Genomic DNA, 18,239 nt, shown 5'->3' with positions numbered 1-18,239 from the left:
CTGGACCTCCCCACGTGTTTTCCCTGCCTTCACCGCCTCGCCGTTCGCCCGGTCGCCGCGCTCCTGCCTTGCAGGCCGGCCTGCTGCTTCTTCCCTTGCTGGCGACCACGGCGGTACATGCGCAGGTGGCTGAAGCCCTGAACACCATCGTCGTGACCGGCACGCGCTCGGAAAAGACGCTCGATGAAACGCCGGTGCCGACCGAAGTCGTCGACCAGCGCGAGATCCAGCGCACCCAGGCGCGTACGCTCAAGGACGCGCTGGAGAACGTGCCCGGCCTGCAGCTCACCGAAATCCACGGCAAGTCGGGCTTCGCGGTGTCGATGCAGGGCATGACCAGCGACCAGGTGCTGGTGCTCATCGACGGGCTGCCGATTTCGGCGAGCACGGGTTCGTCGGTCGATGTGTCGCAGTACCTGCTGACCGAGGTCGACCGCATCGAGGTGGTCAAGGGCGCGAGCTCGGCGCAGTACGGCAGCTCGGCCATGGGCGGTGTGATCAACGTGATCACGCGGCGCATCGCGCCGGGCTGGTCGGCCGCGGGCACGGCGGATGCCGGCACCTATGGTGCGCAGAACGTCGGCAGCCCGGGCGCCGCGCATGGCAATCTGCGCGTGAGCGGCGGCGGCGAGAAGTGGCGCGCCAGCGTGGCCGCCGACGTGCTCGACAACAAAGGCTTTGCGGTGGATCCCGATGCCTGGACCCATCAGGGCGATGCCATCCGCCGCGAGCAGTACAGCGGCCGCCTCGAATGGCTGCCCACGCCCGCCGGCCACTTCTGGGTCGACGCGAGCCGCTATCTCGAGACCGACACGCAGCAGTACGAATACTTCGCGCCGCCCAGCTTCGTGCCCCAGCGCAAGACCGAGGACATCACGCGCGACCGCTTCACCTATGGCGGCCAATGGCGCTTCGGCAACGGCGTCAAGGCGCGCCTGGCCGGCGTGACCGAGGACTACGACAGCCGCTCGCAGGAGTACTCGAATGCCGTGCCCACCGCGACGCGCGCGGCGGCGCTGCGCACCGAGCATGTGTCGCTGCAGTTCGACATGCCGGCGTGGCAGCGCCAGTTGTGGCAGTTCGGCGCCGACGTGCACCGCGAGCGCCTGCGCCAGACCGCCAACGGCGTGTCCGAGGTCGCCGGCAACGCCGAGCGCACCGCCAACGAGCTGTTCGTGCAGAACGACATCCTGTTCAACGACACCTGGGAGATGGTGCTGGGCCTGCGCGCCCAGGACGATTCGGACTTCGGCACGCACTACGCGCCCAAGATCGGCCTGCGCGCCAACCTGCCGACCGGCGCTGCCTGGAAGTCGGTGCTGCGCGCCAACTTCGGCCAGGGCTACCGCGTGCCCAATCTCAAGGAACGCCACTACCTGTTCGACCACAGCGCGCTGGGCTATGTGGTGCTGGGCAATCCCAACCTCAAGCCCGAGTCGTCGAACAGCTTCCAGTTCGGCGGCACGGCCACCTGGAACGAGCGCCTCACGCTCAACGCCAACCTGTTCTACAACCGCGTGCGCGACCTGATCCAGACCGACATGGACAACTTCACGGTCGTCAACGGCATCGCGCGCTACACCTACCGCAACGTCGCGCAGGCCCGCACCCAGGGCCTGGAGACCGGCGCGCGCTGGCAGGCCAGCAGCGCGCTGGCGTTCAATGCCGGCTACACCTATACCGACAGCCAGGACCTCGACACCGGCACCGAACTCACGCGCCGCCCGCGCAGCATCGCGCGCCTGGGCCTCGACTGGCAACTGCAGCCGGCCACCGAACTGTCGGTGCGCGCGCGCTACCAGAGCAGCGAGCTCGCGGCTTCCACCAGTCCGGCGCGCTCGCCCGGCTGGGCCACGCTGGACTTCGTTCTCAACCAGAAGATCGGCCGCGACGTCACGGCCTTCCTCGGCGTGAAGAACCTCACCAACCGCCAGCGCGACTTTTCCAACGCCAGTGATTTCGGGCCCGTGGCAGGGGGCTTCCTCTACGTCGGCGCCCGCATCAGCCTGGACGCCGCTCCTTAAACCCCAGAAAGAAACCGCAATGATCCACTTCCCTTCCTCTGCCTTTGGCAAGTCCGCCCTGGCCCTGGCCGTGGCCCTCGCACTGACCGCCTGCGGCGGCGGCGGCGACGATGCAGCCACCACGCCGACAACGCCGACTACGCCAACGACGCCTACCACCCCGACCACGCCTACCACGCCCACCACCCCCGATCCCACGCCCACGCCCACGCCCGGAGCCGGCTTCACGCAGACCGCGGAGTGGAACCTGGTGCTGCCCGCATCCGGCACGTCGGTCTGCTATGACTTCAACGCCAAGGCCGAAGTGCCCGACTGCACCGGCACCGCATGGGACCTGAAGGTCAAGAGCGCGGGCATGACAGCCACCTTCTGGACCAACAGCGGCACCAGCGGCACGGGCAAGGGCGGCGCGTTCGGCGGCCCGTTCGACCATACCTGGACCGAGCTGTCGGCCTGGAAGAACGGCACGACCGATCCCGTGTCCGGCGCGATTCCCGCCACGGCGTTTGCCGTCGATGCCGCCAGCGGCGTGTTCAGCTCCAGCAACTCGATTGCCTCGGCCGCGTTTGAGTACGGTGTCGGCGGCAGCACCGACCATCTGCTGTATCCGAATTTCCGCACCTTCCTGATCACCACCGACAGCACCAGCGCCAGCACCGCCGGCACGCTGGCCGCGCCGGTGTTCGCGCTGCAGCTCACGGGCTACTACGGCGGCGCGGGCGGCACGACTTCGGGTTATCCATCGTTCCGGTGGGTGGACCGCAGCGCCCCGACGGTCGTGCGCACGGCCAGCGTCAACGCCAGCGGCAGCGACTGGGTCTACTACGATCTCGCGGCGGGCGCGGTGTCGTCGGCCAGCGGCACCTGGCACATTGCCTTCAACCGCTACAACGTCAAGCTCAATGGCGGCGAATCGGGCAGCGGCAAGGTGGCCGGCTTCCTGGGCAAGACCCCGGCCGGCTTCTATGACACCGCCGGCAAGCCGATCGCGGCGCAATTCACCGCGACCTCCAACCTCACGGCGACCGCCGCCGACCTGGGCGGCTCCGACCTGGCGCTGCCCGCCACGGCCGCGCGCTGGGTCAAGGACACGACCGGCTCCAAGCTGCAGGCCGCCTACACCGGCAGCTACCCCAACCCGCTGAACTACGGCTGGTTCAGCTACTACCCGACCGCAACGGCTGCCAGCGCTGCCGGCCTGCCGGCGGTGGCCCATCTGATCAAGGCCAACAGCGACAACGCCAGCCTGCTGCGCGGCGGCGAGGGCACGACCTACGCACGTTTCCACCTGACCAGGATCAGCTACGCCGATCCCAACGTCAACAGCAGCCAGCAGACCTGGACCATCAACTTCGACGTCCAGCCCTGAGCGCGCTCGCGCCCACGCCCCGGCGGCAAGCCCGCCGCCGGGCTTTTTCCCATTCCACCGAACAAAGATCCCGCCATGGCTGCTCCAACCGAAGAAAGCCTGCAATCGCGCAACGCGCAACTGCAGCAAGATGAACCCAAGCTGCGCATCCGCGAGCGCGCACTGCGCCTGGGCGCGACCGAGGCCGAACTGGTCGCCGCCGACTGCGGCCTGAGCTCGACGGCGCTGGCCGGCAACGCGCAGGAGATCGTCAGCGCGCTGGGCGTGCTGGGCCCGGTCATGGCGCTGTCGCGCAACGACTTCGCCGTGCATGAACGCCATGGCAGCTATACCGGCATCGAGGCCAAGGGCCCGGTCGGCATCGTGCTTGGTCCCGACATCGACCTGCGCCTGTTCTTCGGCAGCTGGAAGTACTTCTATGCCGTGACCGAGAACGGCCGCCAGAGCCTGCAGTTCTTCGACAAGGCCGGCCAGGCGGTGCACAAGATCTACCGCACCGAGCACACCGATGGCCCGGCCTGGGACGCGTTCGTCGCGCGCTTTGCCGCGGCGCAAAAGCCCGAAGTGGTCATCGAGCCGGTGGTTGCCGCCGTGGAGTCCGACACCCCGTCGGATGCGGCCGCGCTGCGCGCCCACTGGCTCGCACTCAAGGACACGCATGACTTCTTCACCATGCTGCGCCAGTTCAAGGTCTCGCGCCTGGGCGCGCTGCGCGCCGCGGGCGAGGACCTGGCCCAGCAGGTCGAGGCCGATGGCGTCGAGCGCATGCTGACCCGCGCCGCCGAAACCGCACTGCCCATCATGTGCTTCGTCGCCAACCGCGGCATCGTGCAGATCCATACCGGCCCGGTGAAGAAGCTGCTGCGCACCGGACCCTGGTTCAATGTGCTCGATGAAAGCTTCAACCTGCACCTGAACACCGAAGCCGTGGCCTCGAGCTGGGTCGTGAGCAAGCCGACCAGCGACGGCTGGGTCACTTCGCTCGAACTGTACAGCGCCGAAGGCGAGCTGATCGTGCAGTTCTTCGGCGCGCGCAAACCCGGCCAGCCCGAGATCGGCGCCTGGCGCGAACTGCTGCTGTCGCTGAGCGCGCAGCCGCTGGCGGCCTGATCCCAGGCCCGGCTTGAACGGGGGCCCGCCGCGGCCCCCGGTATCCCGCAACGAATCCCGGTCACCATGAAAATCCTTCGCGCCGCGCTGCTCCTGCTTCTGGGCAGCGCCTCTCTTGCGCACGCCGCCCCGGCGCGTGTCGTCGGCCTGGGCGGGCCGGTCACGGAAATCGTCTATGCGCTGGGCGCCGGCGACCGCCTGGTCGGCGCCGATGCGTCCAGCATCTACCCGCCCGCGGCGCAGCAGCTGCCCAAGGTCGGCTATTACCGTTCATTCTCCATCGAAGGCGTGGCCAGCCTCAAGCCCGATCTGGTGCTGGCCTCCGACCAGAGCGGCCCGCCGCAGGCGCTCGAGCAACTGCGCAAGCTGGGCAGCCCGGTGGTGCTGCTGCCCTCCGATCCCAGCCTCGAGGCGCTGGACCAGCGCATCATGGGCGTGGCCCGCGCGCTCGAGATCGAAGCGCGCGGCGCGGCGCTGGTGCGCAGGATCCACGCCGAACTCAAGGCGCTGCCGGCCAATGGCTCCAAGCCGCGCGTGCTGCTGGTCAGCAGCCACACCGGCAAGCTGCAGGGCGCGGGCGGCGACACCGCCGCGGCAGCCATGCTCCAGCTCATCGGCGCCACCAACGTGCTGGCCAGCCAGCAGGGCTACAAGCCGCTGTCGGCCGAGGCGGCAGTTGCGCTGCGCCCCGACGTGATCGTCACCAGCACCCTGTCGGTGGAGTCCAGCGGCAGCGTCGAGGCCTTCCTGGCCCAGCCCGGCCTGGGCGCGACGCCCGCGGCCAAGGGCCGGCGCGTGGTGGTGATGGAAGACCTGCTGCTGCTGGGCTTCGGCCCGCGCCTGCCCGAGGCGCTGCGCCAGCTGCAGGCCGGCATCGCGGCCAAGGCCGGCGGCGCGCGCTGAGTGGGCGCGCGCAGTTCCATGCCGCCCGCCGCCGCTTCGCCCCTTGCCGCCGTGCGCGCGCGCCGGCGCGCCGGCCCCGCGGCCGTGCTGGCCGCGCTGTGCATCCTGCTGCTGCTGCTCGCGCTCGGCTCGGCCGGCAGCGGCGCGCTGCACATCCCGCGCACGCAGCTGCTGCCCGTGCTGTGGGCGGTCCCGACCGACGACGAGGCGCTGATGTGGCGCGGCATCCTGCTCGAAGTGCGGCTGCCGCGCATCGCGCTGGCCATCGTGGTCGGCGGCGGGCTGGCGCTGGCCGGCGCGGTCATGCAGGCGCTGTTCCGCAATCCGCTGGCCGAGCCGGGCCTGATGGGCATCTCGCTGGGCGGCGCCATGGGCGCGGTCGCGGCCATCGTGCTGGGCGCGGTGGGCATGGCCGGCATCGCGTCGGCCGCGTTCGCGGGCAGCCTCGCGGCCACCGCGCTGGTCTACCGGCTCGGCAGCCGGCGCCCGGGCATGGCCAACCTGCTGCTGGCGGGCGTGGCCATCAATGCGCTGTGCGCGAGCGTCGTCGGCTTCTTCACCTTCCAGGCCAGCGATGTGCAGCTGCGCAACCTGACGTTCTGGAACATGGGCAGCCTGGCGGGCGCCAACTGGCAAATGCTGGCCTGGCTCGCGCCGCTGGTGGCGGTGCTGAGCGCGCTGCTGCTGCGCGAATGGCGCGCGATGAATGCGTTGCTGCTGGGCGAGCGCGAGGCGCAGCACCTGGGTTTCGATCTCAAGCGCCTGCGCCGCCGGCTGGTGGTGCTCACGGCGCTGCTGGTCGGGCCGCTGGTCGCGGTGACCGGCACCATCGGCTTCGTCGGGCTGGTCGTGCCGCATCTGATCCGCCTGCCGCTGGGCGCCGACCACCGCTGGCTGCTGCCCAACTGCCTGGCGGGCGGGGCCATCGCGCTCACGCTGGCCGACTGGCTGGCGCGGCTGGCGGTGATTCCCGCGGAGCTGCCGATCGGCATCGTCACGAGCCTGGTCGGCGGCCCGTTCCTTTTGTGGATGCTGTCGAGGAGAGGGGGCTGAACATGCTGTCTGCGCATCAACTCGGCTGCCGCCGCGGCAGCCGCCAGATCCTGGGCGGCATCGATCTTGAAATGCGTCCCGGCGAAGTGCTGGGCGTGCTGGGCGCGAACGGCGCGGGCAAGACCACCTTGCTGTCGACGCTGGCCGGCGAACTCCCGGCCAGCGAAGGCCGGCTGGAACTGGACGGCCGCGCGCTGTCGGGCTGGACTCCGGCCGAGCTGGCGCGCCGGCGCGCGGTGCTGCCGCAGTCGCCCAGCCTGGGCTTCGACCTGTCGGTGCACGATGTCGTGGCCATGGGCGCTTATCCCTTTCCGGAGATTGCGCCCGACGCGCATGAAGCCTTGCTGCGGCGCGCGCTGCGCGAGGCCGATGCCTGCGCGCTGGCCGACCGGCGCTACCTGGGCCTGTCCGGCGGCGAGCAGCAGCGCGTGCAGTTCGCGCGTGTGCTGGCGCAGGTGCTGGGCGCGCGCCAGGCGCAGCAATACCGCGCGCTGCTGCTCGACGAGCCGACTTCGAGCCTCGATCCGCGCCACCAGCTGCTGCTGCTGCGCACCGTGCAGGCGCTGGCGCGCGCCGAAGGCATTGCCGCGCTGGTGGTGCTGCACGATGTCAATCTCGCGGCGCAGTGGTGCGACCGGCTGCTGCTGCTCGCGCGCGGGCGCAGCGTGGCCCAGGGCACGCCCGCCGAGGTGCTGACGCCGCAGGCGCTGCAGCAGGTCTACGAGCTGCCGGTGAGCGTGCTGCCGCATCCGCTGCATGCGCACGCGCCGCTGGTGGTATTCGGCGTCTGAAAGCCGGCGCAGCGCACGCGGCGTTATCCGACAGGCGCAGGCCGCGCGCGCGCGGGTGGCGCAGGCACAATGGCTGCGGTATCAGGACTCACGAAGGAAACCGCGTATGGCTGCCACTGGCTTGCTGCTGCTCATCGACGACATCACTGCCTTGCTTGACGACATCGCGCTGATGGCCAAGACCGCGGCGCGCCAGTCGACCAGCATGGCCGATGACGTGGTGACGATGACCAAGGTGGCCACGCAGAAGACGGCCGGGGTGCTGGGCGACGACCTGGCGCTCAATGCCGAGCAGGTCTCGGGCGTGCATTCGGACCGCGAGCTGGCCGTGGTGTGGGCCGTGGCCAAGGGTTCGCTGCTCAACAAGGTGATCCTGGTGCCCGCGGCGCTGCTGATCAGCGTGTTCCTGCCCTGGGCCATCGTGCCGCTGCTGATGCTGGGCGGCGCGTTCCTGTGCTACGAGGGCGTCGAGAAGATCGTGCACTCCTGGCACAAGCGCCAGGAGCGCGCCACGCGCAAGGCGCCGGTGAAGGCGGCTGCCAAGCCCAAGCCCGCGCTGACGCCGCAAGCGCTGCAGGCGCTGGAGAAATCCAAGGTCAAGGGCGCGATCCGCACCGACTTCATCCTGTCGGCGGAAATCATTGCGATCGCGCTCGGCACGGTGGCATCCGAGCCGCTGATCGAGCAGGCCGCGGTGCTGGCCGTGGTGGCGGTGCTGGTCACCGCGGTGGTGTATGGCATCGTCGCGCTGATCGTGCGGCTCGACGATGTGGGGCTGGCGCTGATGGCGCGCCGCGGCGCGGCGGCCCGGTCGCTGGGCCGCGGCATCCTGCAGGCCACGCCCTGGCTGATGCGCACGCTGTCGATCGTCGGCACCGCCGCGATGTTCCTGGTCGGCGGCAGCCTGCTGGTGCACGGCATGCCCTTCATCGAGCATCCGCTCGAATCGGCGCTGGCGGCCATGGCCGGCTGGCCCGCGGCCGGGCTGTGGCGCTTCGTGCTGCCGCACCTGGTGCATGTGGCCGTGGGCGCGCTGGTGGGCAGCGCGGTGCTGGCGGTGGTGAACCTGGTGCAGCGCCTGCGCGGCCAGGAAGCGGCGGCGCACTGAGCGGCAGTCTGCGGGTTTCTTGCGCTAGGGCAAAACCCGGGGGTGCGTCCCCGTGTCCAATGGTTTTCACGGGGGTCGTCCCCGTTGAAACCATTGCCACACCATGAAGAAGACTCTCCTTGCCGCCGCCGCCCTCTGTGCCCTGACTTCGGGCTCCGCCATGGCCCAGACCGAAGGCCCCTGGCTCGTGCGCGCGCGCGCTGTGCACCTCGACAGCGCCAACAAGGACAACACCGGCCTGGGCCTGTCGATCAACAACAAGACGCTGGCCGAAATCGACATCAGCTATTTCTTCACGCCGAACATCGCCGCCGAACTGGTGCTCACGGTGCCGCAGAAGCAGGACGTGACCTCCAGCGTCGCCGGCTACCTGGGCACGCTCAAGCACCTGCCGCCCAGCCTGCTGCTGCAGTACCACTTCACGCAGTTCGGCGGCTTCAAGCCCTATGTCGGCGCGGGCATCAACTACACGCGCTTTTCCAGCGTGAGCCTGCTGAACGGCGCGGCCGATGTGCAGCGCAACAGCTTTGGCGGCGCGCTGCAGGTCGGCTTCGACATTCCGCTGAACAAGCAGTGGTCGCTGAACTTCGACGTGAAGAAGCTCTACCTGAACGCCGACGTCTATGTCGGCGGCGTGAACCAGGGCAACTTCAAGGTCGACCCGGTGCTCGTCGGCGTCGGTCTCGGATACCGGTTCTAAGAGTCGCCAACACCACCCTTGCTGCGTCGTCGCGTTGCCTTGTCGTGCTATTCGCACTGCCTGCGGCAACGCGCCTAGCCGGCCGCACCTAGCCGGCCACGCCTCGCCGGCCACACCTAGCCGGCCGCGCCTCGCCGACCGCGCCTCGCCGGCCGCGCCTCGCACCTACCGCAAATCTTCGATTTGCCGGGTCGAGTTAGCGCCTCTAAGCAGGCTTACCTCCAGCCGCCCCCGAGCGCCTTGTACAACTGCACCCGGTTGTCCAATTCGGCCTGGTGCAGCCGCACCACCTCCAGTTCGGCGGAAAACAGATTGCGCTGCGCATCGAGTTCCTCGAGGTAGCTGGCATAGCCGGCCTGGTAGCGGTCATGCGCATAGACCAGGCTTTGCTGGAGCACATCGCGGCGCTCGACCGCGAAGCGCGTCTGTTCGGCCAGGCGAGCCGTGCCGGTCAGCGCGTTCTCGGTATCGGCAAACGCCGACAGCACCGCGCCGCGGTAGGCCAGCGCGGCCTGGTCGCGCTGGGCGCTGGCCGCATCGGCCTGGGCCTGCAGCCGGCCCGCATCGAACAGCGGCGCGAGCAGGCTGCCGCCCAGGTTCCAGACCGTGAGCGGGTTGTATGAAAGCGCATTGACCAACAGGCTGCCGACGCTGGCGCTCAGGTTCACCTGCGGCAGGAAGGCCGCGCGCTGGGCCTGCAGCTGGTGGTCGCTCGCGGCCAGCAGCGCGGCGGCGCGCGCGATGTCGGGGCGGCGCTCGAGCAGTTGCGAGGGCAGGCTTGCGGGCACGGGCGGCAGTTGCAGCGCCTGCAGGCGCATGCCGGGCGCGGGCAGCGCGCCGCCGGCCTGGCCCAGCAGCAGGTGCAGCGTGTTGCGCTGCCGGTCGATCTGCGCGCGCAGCTGCTCCACCTGCTGCTGCACCGAAGCCAGCTCGGCGCGCGCCTGGGTCTGCTGCAGCTGCGAGATATAGCCCACGCGCACCTGGTCCAGCGCCAGGTCCAGCGCCTGCTGGCGCGCCGTGACCGTGGACTCGCTGATGGCCAGTTGCGCTTCGAGCGCGCGCAAGCCGACATAGGCCTGCACCGTGGTCGCGGCGACGTTGAGCGCGACCGCATCGCGGTCGGCCTGGCTGGCCTGCAGGCGCGCGTCCGCGGCCTGGTTCAGCTGCGCCAGCCGGCCCCAGACATCGAGCTCCCAGCTGGCTTGCAGGCCGGGCTGCACCGAGCGCGTGTGCGTGGGACCGAACGCGCCCAGGCTGCGCCCGGACTGCGCGCCCAGCGTGGCGTTGAGCTGGGGCGTGCCGGCCGCGCCCGCGGCGTCGAGCTGCGCCTGGGCTTCGCGCACGCGTGCCAGCGCGGTCTGCAGGTCATTGTTCTGCGCCAGCGCCAGCGCCACCAGGCGGTCGAGTTCGGGATCGCCAAGCTGGGTCCACCAGTCGGCGGCAATCTTCGCGGCGTCCGTGTCGACGGCCGCCGTTGCCGCAGGCGTGCTCCACTGCGCGGGCAACTCCAGCGGCGCGACCTGAACCGGAGGGTTGGGCGCCAGTGCCGCGCAGCCTGAGAGCAGCGCCGCCGCCAGCAGCGCCGATGCGCCGCAATGCACGCGCTTCATGGCTGGGCTCCCGCGGTGTCGACATGCGCGATCACCGACATGCCCGGGCGCAGGCGCGCGGCCAGCGGCTGGTCCGGGTCGATGGCGATCTTCACCGGCAGGCGCTGCACGACCTTGGTGAAGTTGCCGGTGGCGTTGTCGGCCTTGAGCACGCTGAACTCCGAGCCCGTGGCCGGCGCGATCTCCAGCACCTTGCCGGTGAATGCCGCGCCGTCGAGGCCGTCGACGGTGAAGCGCGCGGGCTGGCCGATGCGCACCCGCGCGGTCTGGGTTTCCTTGAAGTTGGCCACGACCCACAGCTGCGCCGGCACCACATACAGCAGTTGGCTGCCCGCGGCCACGTACTGGCCCTGGCGCACCGACACCTCGCTGGCCTGGCCGTCGCTGGGTGCGTGCACCGTGGTGTTGTCCAGGTTGATCTGCGCCTGGCGCACCTGGGCCTCGGCCATCTGCACCGCGGCCTCGAGCGCGCCGCGGTTGACGGTGGTGGCCTTGATGCCTTCGCGGCCGATGGCAATGTCGGCCTGGGCCTTCTCGACATTGGCCGCGGCCAGGCGCGCGGTGGCGCGCACCTTGTCGCGCTCGTTGAGCGAGACCGAGCCGCGCGCGGCCAGGTCCTCGACGCGCTGCAGCTCGGCGCGCGCACGCTCGGACTCGGCGCGCGCGGCGGCCAGCGTGGCCTCGCGCACCTGCATGCCGGCCTGGTTCTGCGACTGGGTCTGCGTGGAGTTGGCCAGTTGCGCGCGCGCACTGGCGAGCTGCGCCTGGGCCTGGGCCAGCGCCGCGGCATAGCTGCGGGTATCGATGCGCACCAGCGGCTGGCCGGTCTTCACATGCTCGTAGTCATGCACCAGCACTTCGGTCACATAGCCGTTGACCTGGGGCGCGAGCACCGTGACCTGGCCGCGCACATAGGCGTTGTCGGTCGAGATGTCGCTGGTCTCGAACGGGCCGACATTCCAGGCGCGCAGCACCAGCACGATGCCCACCGCGCCCAGCGCCGCCATCAGCAGCGCGCTGCGCAGCGAAGGGCGCTCCTTCTTGGGCGTGGGCGAGGGGTCGGCGGCCGGTGCCGCGGCGGCCGGTGCCGCGGCGGCCGGTGCCGCGGCGGCTGGTGCGGGGGCGGCAGGAGCTGCGGGTGTTGGAGTGGGAGTGGCGGGAGCGCTCATGGTGTTGGATCTTTATGGTGGAGCGGAAAGCGGGGGAAGCGGTGGTTCAGCCGGTGGTGGCGGGTGGGCGCGCCGGCGCCTCGTCGTCGGCCTCGGGTTCGGGCTCGGTGGCGCCGTCGGTGCCGACTTCGGGCGTGGTGTCGGCCGTGCGCTGGGCATTGCGCACCGCCTCGAGGCGGCTGGCGCGGCGCGCGCGCGCGGCCTCGAACAGCGACCAGGCCAGATAGGCAAACGCCACCATCGCCACCACGCGGAACACGTCGTTCCAGGCGCGCACCTGCGCCTCGCGGCGCACCACCTGGCCCAGCTGGGCCGCGGCCTGCGCGGCGCGCAGCGCGGGGTCGGTGATCTGGCCGGCCAGCGCCTGCTGCTGCAATTGCAGCCGCTGCGCGACCTGCGGGTCGGCCGGGTTGATCTGCTGCGTCAGCGCCACCGAGTAGACCTGCGCGCGGTGGATCTGGTAGGTGCCCAGCAGCGCCGAGCCGGCAATGCCGCCCAGCGCCTGGGTCATGGAGATGGTGATGATGGCCGTGAGCATGTGGCTGGGGCCGTTCTTCAGGCCCTGCACGATGCCCTGCAGCATCAGCGGTCCCATGAAGATGCCGGAGCCGACGGCCAGCAGGAACTGGCTCAGGAAGAAGTCCGCGGGCCGGTCGAGGCTGGTGCGGCCGAAGTCAAGCCAGGTGGCGACGCCCAGCAGCACCAGCGCCGCGAGCAGTTGCTTGCCCGCGTGCTCGAGATCGAAGCTCAGCGCCGACAGCAGCATGCCCAGCACCATGCCCGCCAGGATCACGCCGAACAGCGGCTGCATCTGGTCGGGCGCCATGCCCAGCGTGCGCATCATGCCGACCACGCCATAGCTCTGCTCCGTGGTGAGAAAGCGCAGCACGATGGCGCCGATCACGAAACGGATGGTCGCGCCCTGCGTGAACCAGCGCGTGTGCAGCAGCGGGTTGCTGCGGTGGTGCTCGAAATAAAGCCCCGCGCCCAGCAGCAGCATCGCGCCGATCAGCATCCAGGCCAGCTCGGGCGCGTTGAACCACCAGCGCGTCGTGCCCTGCACCAGCACCGCGACCAGCAGCCCGATGCCCGGCACCAGCAGCCCGATGCTGATGAAATCGCGCTTCTCGAAGGCCTTGAACTGCATGCCCGCGGGCAGCTTGAGCAGCACCACCGCGGCAAACGACATCAATGCCAACCCGGCCTCGAACCAATAGAGGTTGTGCCACTGGCCGTGGTCGAGCAGGCGGGGCGACAGCAGCCAGGCCAGCGGCGTCGCCAGCTGGCTCACGCCGACCCCGATCACCAGCATCTTCAGCACGTAGACGCGCGGCATCGACTGCAGCATGTAGAGCGTGGCCAGCGAGGTGCAGGCAGCCGCGGCCAGGCCGCTCGCGCCGCGCAGCCACAGCAGGCTCTGCGCGCTGCCCAGCACCAGGTGCAGCAGGCACAGCAGCGCATACAGACCCAGGCTGATCTCGGTGAACAGGCGCATGCCGTACTGCTGGCGGAACTTGTAGACCAGCAGGTTGGCCGTCATGCTGAAGGTCACGTAGGTGCCCGTGAGCCAGGCGGCTTCGGTCGGCGTGAGTCCCATCTGCCCCTGGATGGTCGGGAGATTGACCGTGAACAGCGCATTGCCCAGGCCGCCGGTAAGGCCCACCAGGATCGCGACCAGCGCATAGCAGACGCGCTCCAAGGGCGAGTGCATGAGCATGGCGGGCGAGCCCGGCAGCGCCGGTTTCTCGTGCTCCTCCCAATCCGGAGGGCGGCGCAGGTAGACGGTTTCAGCCACGGGATGCGGCGTCCGTGGCAGCGTCGGGCCGCAGGCCGCGGCGGATCACCTCCAGTGCCTGGCGCGCCAGGCGCCGGCGTTCGGCGTCGCTGGTGCCGCGCAGCGCCGCGCCCAGCATGCCGATCAGCAGCGAGATGTCATCGGCCTGCACCTCGGCGCGCACCAGCCCGGCGCGCTGGGCCTGGGCCAGCGCGGGCTCGAGCGTGCTCCAGACACGCTTGCGCACCTGCGCGAAGCGCGGATCGACGAGGCTGGAGCTGCGCCAGTAGTCCGAGAGCGCGGGCGAGCGCACGATGCGCTCGGACAGATAGCCCAGCAGCGCGAAGAACGCATCGGGGCGCTCCTGCACCGCCAGCGCCTGGGCCTGCAGCAGTTCGGTCGAGCGCTCCAGCAGCGCCAGCAAGATCGCCTCGCGGTCGGGAAACTGCCGGTACAGCGTGGCGCGGCCGACACCGGCGCGCTCCACCACCAGTTCCAGCGGTGCGTTGACGCCATGGGTGATGAACACCGCATCGGCAGCGTCAAGCAGTTGCGCGCGCCGTGTGGCGGCATCGGGGCGTTTGGTGGCGGCAGGCTTCATGGGCGCTATTATCGGACAAAATTGTCCGTTATCGGCGGATGCGGCAAATGTCCATGTCGTGATTTGGTTCTTTTTGCGCCGTCGGTGAAAGGGCCGTGCCCGGCGCGCCGGGCTTCATGCGCGCTGCGCGCGCTCGCGTTCGATGCCGCGGCCGATGGTGGCCGCGAGCATGCCGAATTCCTGCGCCAGCACTTCGAGGATGTCGTCGAGCGCCACCAGGCCGATCAGCGCCTGCTGCGCGCCCACGACGGGAATGCGCCGCACGCCATGCGCGCGCATGCTGCGCAGCACATCGATGACCGACGCGTCTTCGGCGGCGGTGACGGGCCTGGCGGTCATCACATCGCCCACGCAGAGGTTGCCGGGCTGCAACTCGGGCGCCACCACCGAGATCACGATATCGCGGTCGGTGAGCACGCCCGCGACAGTGCGCAGGCCCTGGGTTTCATCGACCACGACCAGCGCGCCCACATGGTATTCGCGCATCAACCGGGCGGCGGTCACCAGGTCGGTATGGCGAAACGCGATGGCCACTTCGCGCGTGCAGATTTCACCCGTCGTCAGACGTTCGCTCATGGCAGCCTCCCGCTGGAAAGAAGCGCGGCGCGGTCCGCAATGGGCGGCGGCGCAGCCGTGGTCCATCATGGCTCCAATGCCGGCCAGGGTCAATTGCGCGGAGCATCAAGCGCGCCGCATGCGCTGCTGTCCTACTCGCGGCACAAGCCTGGCTGGCTAGGCTGGAAGCGCCATCGTTTCAAGAAGGTTCGTGCCCCATGCTGCTCTCCGTTGCCCCCCACGTTGCCCAGGCAGCGCCGCCCCCGCCCGACATGCGCGCGCTGCCGGAAACGTCCGCGGCATGGGACGAAGCCCAGGCCATCGCGCAGGATCTGCTGCGCACGCCGGCGCGCATTTCCGCCAAGTATTTCTACGACCAGCGCGGCTGCGAGCTGTTCGAGGCGATCACCCGGCTGCCCGAGTACTACCCCACACGCACCGAGAAGGCGCTGCTGCTGCGCCGCGGCGCCGAAATCGCGCGCAGCGTCGGCAACTGCACCAGCCTGATCGAGCTGGGCGCGGGCAATTGCGAGAAGGTGCGGCTGCTGCTGCCGGCCTTGCAGCCGCAATGCTTTGTCGGGGTCGATATCGCCGGCGATTTCGTGCAGGGCGCCGTCGATGAACTGGCGCGCGCGTTTCCGGGCCTCGAGGTCTGTGCGGTCGAGGCCGACATCACCGCGCCCGTCACGCTGCCCGCGCGCATCGCGCGGGAGGGGCGCCTGGTGTTCTACCCAGGTTCGTCGATCGGCAATTTCAGCCCGGCCGGCGCCATGACGCTGCTGCGCCAGATGCGCGCGCTGGCCGGCGAGGGCGGCGGACTGCTGATCGGCATCGACCTGCCCAAGGCCACTGCCGTGCTTGAAGCCGCCTACGACGACGCGGCCGGCATCACCGCCGAGTTCAACCGCAATGCGCTCCTCCACCTCAATGCCTGCCTGGGCAGCGATTTCGAGCCCGCGCAGTGGGAGCATGTGGCGTTCTTCAACCATGCGCGCTCGCGCATCGAGATGCACCTGCAGGCGCGCGAGGCATTGCAGGTGCGCTGGCCCGGCGGCGCGCGCGCGTTTGCCGCGGGCGAACGCATCCATACCGAGAACAGCTACAAGTACCCGCTGCCACTGTTCATGCAGATGCTCACGCAGGCCGGTTTCAAGGCCACGCGCGCCTGGACCGATGACAACGACTGGTTTGCGGTAATCCATGCTCAGGCCTGACGAACCGGGCGCGACGCGCCCGGCCCTTGCACCGCTGGCGCAGTCCTATGCCAGCGTGCGCCGCGCCAGCCTGGCCCTGGCCGCGCCGCTGTCGGCCGAGGATTGCTGCGTGCAGTCCATGCCCGATGCCAGCCCGGTCAAATGGCATCTCGCGCACACCACCTGGTTCTTCGAGACCTTCGTGCTGGAGCCGCACGAACCCGGCTTTGCGCCGTTCCATCCGGCGTTCCGCGTACTGTTCAACTCCTACTATCAGGGCGTGGGCGCGCGCCACCCGCGCGCCGAGCGCGGACTGATCACGCGGCCCGGGCTGCAGCAGGTGCTCGACTACCGCGCCCAGGTCGATGCGCGCATGCAGGCGCTGCTGGCAGTGGCGCCCGACGCGAAGCTGCAGGCGCTGGTCGAGCTGGGCCTGCAGCACGAGCAGCAGCACCAGGAACTGCTGCTGACCGATATCAAGCACCTGCTGTCGTGCAACCCGCTCGCGCCGGCATATGCGGAGGTGGCGCCAGCGGAATCGCCGCCTGCGCCGCTGCGCTGGCTGCGGCTGGAAGCCGGGCTGCGCGAGATCGGCCATGCGGGCGCGGGCTTTGCGTTCGACAACGAATTGCCCCGGCACGGCGTCTATCTGAATGGCTGCGAACTGGCCACGCGACCCGTGAGCAATGCCGAGTACCAGGCGTTTGTCGATGCCGGCGGCTATGCGCAAGCCGAACATTGGCTGGCCGAAGGCTGGGATTGGGTGCAGAAGCTGGGACGCGAGGCGCCGCAGTATTGGCAACGCGCCGCGCAAGGCGGCTGGGCCGAGTTCACGCTGCACGGCCTGCAGGCGCTGCAGCCCGCGCAGCCCGTGGTGCACATCAGCTATTACGAGGCCGACGCGTATGCGCGCTGGGCCGGCGCACGCCTGCCGACCGAGGCGGAATGGGAATGCGCGGCGCCGCTGCTGGGTGCGCCAGGCCAGGCCGCGCCCGCGCAGCGGCTGCATCCGGCGGCGCAGGCCGCGCCTGGCGAAGTCTGGGAATGGACCCAGTCGAGCTATGCGCCGTACCCGGGTTTCGCGCCCGCGGCGGGCGCCGTGGGCGAGTACAACGGCAAGTTCATGGTCAACCAGTATGTGCTGCGCGGCGGCTCCTGCGCCTCGCCGCCGGGACATGTCCGCCCCAGCTACCGCAATTTCTTTCCGGCCGGCGCCTGCTGGCAATTCACCGGCCTGCGCCTGGCACGCGATCTCTGAGCCGGCTCAGGCCGCGAGTTGCACGAACACGGTTTCGCCGGGCGCATGCACCTGGGCCCGCGTCGCCTGCGCCAGCAGCCGCGGGCCATCCGGCAGCTGCAGGCCATAGACCAGATGGCTGCCGCGGAACTTGCATTCGAGCACCTGGGCCGCCACCCCCGTCGCGCCCAGGCGCAATTGCTCCGGACGCAGCAATATCTCGACGCCCCCGGCATGCGCGAAGTGCGGCAGCGAAGCCGGCACCGTGCCCAGCGGTGTCTGCCAGCCGCCCGCGGCATGCGGCGTGGCCTGCAACAACGCACCGTCGCCGATGAACTGCGCGACGTCACGCGTGGCGGGCGTGCAGTAGACCTGCATGGCAGAACCCCATTGCATCAGCCGCCCGCGCGCCATCACGCCGATGTGGTCGGCCATCGCAAACGCTTCATGCTGGTCGTGCGTGACCATCAGCGCGGTGGCGTTCGCCTGCTTGAGAATCGCGCGCACCTCGCGTGCAATGCTTTCGCGCAGGCCCGCGTCGAGGCTGGAAAACGGCTCGTCCATCAGCAGCAGGCGCGGCCGCGGCGCGAGCGCGCGCGCCAGCGCCACGCGCTGCTGCTGGCCGCCCGAGAGCTCATGCGGCCAGCGCCGGCCCATGCCTTCGAGGCCGACCAGCGCCAGCATCTGCGCCACGCGCGCGGGCCGCTCGGCCGCGCGCAGTCCGTGCAAGCCGAAGCCCACATTGCCGGCGACATCGTGGTGCGGAAACAGCGCATGCTCCTGGAACACCATGCCGATGTCGCGGCGCTGCGGCGGCAGGCAGCGGCCGGGCAAGGACACCGTCGCGCCCTGCAGCGCGATCGCTCCGGCGCGCACCGGCTCGAAGCCGGCAATCGCGCGCAGCAAGGTGGTCTTGCCGCAGCCCGAGGCGCCCAGCAGGCAGCCGATCTCGCCCTGCGCCAGCGCCAGGTCCAGCTCGTGGACGACGGTCGTCTCGCCATAGCCCAGCACCACATTCTTGACTTCAAGCATCACGGATTCC

At 70.1% G+C, this 18,239-nt stretch carries 16 protein-coding genes; 10 read left to right on the top strand and 6 right to left on the bottom strand.

Features of this window, described 5'->3' with window-relative positions; all coding sequences use genetic code 11:
• The first annotated feature begins 14 nt into the window (after nucleotides 1-14).
• The 8 genes from HUK68_RS12620 to HUK68_RS12585 all read left to right on the top strand — a co-directional run bounded on the left by HUK68_RS12620 (nucleotide 15) and on the right by HUK68_RS12585 (nucleotide 9,058).
• Nucleotides 15-2,024, top strand: coding sequence for a TonB-dependent receptor plug domain-containing protein (locus HUK68_RS12620; protein WP_244146164.1), 2,010 nt, complete (start codon nucleotides 15-17; stop codon nucleotides 2,022-2,024).
• Nucleotides 2,025-2,043: 19 nt separating this feature from the next.
• Nucleotides 2,044-3,393: an HmuY family protein gene (locus tag HUK68_RS12615; protein ID WP_175504474.1), complete on the top strand. Its 1,350-nt coding sequence runs from the start codon at nucleotides 2,044-2,046 to the stop codon at nucleotides 3,391-3,393.
• 75 nt (nucleotides 3,394-3,468) lie between these two features.
• Nucleotides 3,469-4,503 carry a hemin-degrading factor gene (locus tag HUK68_RS12610; RefSeq protein ID WP_175504473.1) on the top strand — a complete coding sequence of 345 codons (1,035 nt, stop codon included), beginning with the start codon at nucleotides 3,469-3,471 and terminating at the stop codon, nucleotides 4,501-4,503.
• A gap of 66 nt (nucleotides 4,504-4,569) precedes the next feature.
• Nucleotides 4,570-5,406 carry a heme/hemin ABC transporter substrate-binding protein gene (locus tag HUK68_RS12605; RefSeq protein WP_175504472.1) on the top strand — a complete coding sequence of 279 codons (837 nt, stop codon included), beginning with the start codon at nucleotides 4,570-4,572 and terminating at the stop codon, nucleotides 5,404-5,406.
• Between the two features lie 18 nt (nucleotides 5,407-5,424).
• Nucleotides 5,425-6,459 carry a FecCD family ABC transporter permease gene (locus HUK68_RS12600; protein WP_175504471.1) on the top strand — a complete coding sequence of 345 codons (1,035 nt, stop codon included), beginning with the start codon at nucleotides 5,425-5,427 and terminating at the stop codon, nucleotides 6,457-6,459.
• Between the two features lie 2 nt (nucleotides 6,460-6,461).
• Entirely contained in the window at nucleotides 6,462-7,250 is a 789-nt protein-coding gene (locus HUK68_RS12595) for a heme ABC transporter ATP-binding protein (RefSeq protein WP_175504470.1), read from the top strand.
• A 106-nt stretch (nucleotides 7,251-7,356) separates the two neighbouring features.
• Nucleotides 7,357-8,358 carry a DUF808 domain-containing protein gene (locus tag HUK68_RS12590; RefSeq protein ID WP_175504469.1) on the top strand — a complete coding sequence of 334 codons (1,002 nt, stop codon included), beginning with the start codon at nucleotides 7,357-7,359 and terminating at the stop codon, nucleotides 8,356-8,358.
• A 103-nt stretch (nucleotides 8,359-8,461) separates the two neighbouring features.
• The gene (locus HUK68_RS12585; RefSeq protein ID WP_175504468.1) at nucleotides 8,462-9,058 is read left to right on the top strand and encodes an OmpW/AlkL family protein; all 597 of its coding nucleotides are present in this window, start codon (nucleotides 8,462-8,464) and stop codon (nucleotides 9,056-9,058) included.
• 215 nt (nucleotides 9,059-9,273) lie between these two features.
• Here HUK68_RS12585 and HUK68_RS12580 read toward each other — a convergent pair whose 3' ends face one another.
• From HUK68_RS12580 to HUK68_RS12560, 5 genes are all read right to left on the bottom strand, one after another.
• Nucleotides 9,274-10,668 (bottom strand): efflux transporter outer membrane subunit, encoded by a 1,395-nt coding sequence (locus tag HUK68_RS12580; RefSeq protein WP_175504467.1) that lies wholly within the window; start codon nucleotides 10,666-10,668, stop codon nucleotides 9,274-9,276.
• Entirely contained in the window at nucleotides 10,665-11,837 is a 1,173-nt protein-coding gene (locus tag HUK68_RS12575; RefSeq protein WP_175504466.1) for an HlyD family secretion protein, read from the bottom strand. The genes HUK68_RS12580 and HUK68_RS12575 overlap by 4 nt, the downstream gene beginning before the upstream one ends.
• A 46-nt stretch (nucleotides 11,838-11,883) precedes the next feature.
• Nucleotides 11,884-13,632 (bottom strand): MFS transporter, encoded by a 1,749-nt coding sequence (locus HUK68_RS12570; protein WP_244146163.1) that lies wholly within the window; start codon nucleotides 13,630-13,632, stop codon nucleotides 11,884-11,886.
• Nucleotides 13,625-14,212: a TetR/AcrR family transcriptional regulator gene (locus tag HUK68_RS12565; protein ID WP_175504465.1), complete on the bottom strand. Its 588-nt coding sequence runs from the start codon at nucleotides 14,210-14,212 to the stop codon at nucleotides 13,625-13,627. Before HUK68_RS12565 ends, HUK68_RS12570 begins: the two co-directional genes overlap by 8 nt.
• A gap of 114 nt (nucleotides 14,213-14,326) precedes the next feature.
• Entirely contained in the window at nucleotides 14,327-14,788 is a 462-nt protein-coding gene (locus HUK68_RS12560; protein WP_175504464.1) for a CBS domain-containing protein, read from the bottom strand.
• A gap of 197 nt (nucleotides 14,789-14,985) precedes the next feature.
• Here HUK68_RS12560 and egtD point away from each other — a divergent pair, with 197 nt between their 5' ends.
• Together egtD and egtB are read left to right on the top strand one after the other, a co-directional pair.
• Complete coding sequence (gene egtD, locus HUK68_RS12555; RefSeq protein WP_175504463.1) at nucleotides 14,986-15,981, top strand: L-histidine N(alpha)-methyltransferase; 996 nt, start codon at nucleotides 14,986-14,988, stop codon at nucleotides 15,979-15,981.
• Nucleotides 15,968-17,218, top strand: a complete 1,251-nt coding sequence (gene egtB, locus HUK68_RS12550; protein ID WP_175504462.1) for an ergothioneine biosynthesis protein EgtB — start codon at nucleotides 15,968-15,970, stop codon at nucleotides 17,216-17,218. The genes egtD and egtB overlap by 14 nt, the downstream gene beginning before the upstream one ends.
• Before the next feature lie 6 nt (nucleotides 17,219-17,224).
• Here the strand turns inward: egtB and HUK68_RS12545 are convergent, their stop codons facing one another.
• On the bottom strand, nucleotides 17,225-18,229 hold the full coding sequence (locus tag HUK68_RS12545; protein ID WP_175504461.1) for an ABC transporter ATP-binding protein: 1,005 nt from the start codon (nucleotides 18,227-18,229) through the stop codon (nucleotides 17,225-17,227).
• Between the last annotated feature and the right edge of the window lie 10 nt (nucleotides 18,230-18,239).

The sequence above is a fragment of the Comamonas antarctica genome (assembly GCF_013363755.1).
Lineage (GTDB): Bacteria > Pseudomonadota > Gammaproteobacteria > Burkholderiales > Burkholderiaceae_C > Comamonas > Comamonas antarctica.
Note: the sequence above shows the minus strand (reverse complement) of the source record. Positions and strands in the feature narration are given on the sequence as shown.

What these genes read in the sequence shown, in the direction of transcription:
- HUK68_RS12615 (WP_175504474.1), top strand. Translation starts at nt 2,044, where the DNA reads ATGATCCACTTCCCTTCCTCTGCCTTTGGCAAGTCCGCCCTGGCCCTG.
- egtD (WP_175504463.1), top strand. Translation starts at nt 14,986, where the DNA reads ATGCTGCTCTCCGTTGCCCCCCACGTTGCCCAGGCAGCGCCGCCCCCG.
- HUK68_RS12595 (WP_175504470.1), top strand. Translation starts at nt 6,462, where the DNA reads ATGCTGTCTGCGCATCAACTCGGCTGCCGCCGCGGCAGCCGCCAGATC.
- HUK68_RS12575 (WP_175504466.1), bottom strand. Translation starts at nt 11,837, where the DNA reads ATGAGCGCTCCCGCCACTCCCACTCCAACACCCGCAGCTCCTGCCGCC.
- HUK68_RS12580 (WP_175504467.1), bottom strand. Translation starts at nt 10,668, where the DNA reads ATGAAGCGCGTGCATTGCGGCGCATCGGCGCTGCTGGCGGCGGCGCTG.
- HUK68_RS12605 (WP_175504472.1), top strand. Translation starts at nt 4,570, where the DNA reads ATGAAAATCCTTCGCGCCGCGCTGCTCCTGCTTCTGGGCAGCGCCTCT.
- HUK68_RS12590 (WP_175504469.1), top strand. Translation starts at nt 7,357, where the DNA reads ATGGCTGCCACTGGCTTGCTGCTGCTCATCGACGACATCACTGCCTTG.
- HUK68_RS12565 (WP_175504465.1), bottom strand. Translation starts at nt 14,212, where the DNA reads ATGAAGCCTGCCGCCACCAAACGCCCCGATGCCGCCACACGGCGCGCG.
- HUK68_RS12600 (WP_175504471.1), top strand. Translation starts at nt 5,425, where the DNA reads ATGCCGCCCGCCGCCGCTTCGCCCCTTGCCGCCGTGCGCGCGCGCCGG.
- HUK68_RS12545 (WP_175504461.1), bottom strand. Translation starts at nt 18,229, where the DNA reads ATGCTTGAAGTCAAGAATGTGGTGCTGGGCTATGGCGAGACGACCGTC.
- egtB (WP_175504462.1), top strand. Translation starts at nt 15,968, where the DNA reads ATGCTCAGGCCTGACGAACCGGGCGCGACGCGCCCGGCCCTTGCACCG.
- HUK68_RS12585 (WP_175504468.1), top strand. Translation starts at nt 8,462, where the DNA reads ATGAAGAAGACTCTCCTTGCCGCCGCCGCCCTCTGTGCCCTGACTTCG.
- HUK68_RS12560 (WP_175504464.1), bottom strand. Translation starts at nt 14,788, where the DNA reads ATGAGCGAACGTCTGACGACGGGTGAAATCTGCACGCGCGAAGTGGCC.
- HUK68_RS12610 (WP_175504473.1), top strand. Translation starts at nt 3,469, where the DNA reads ATGGCTGCTCCAACCGAAGAAAGCCTGCAATCGCGCAACGCGCAACTG.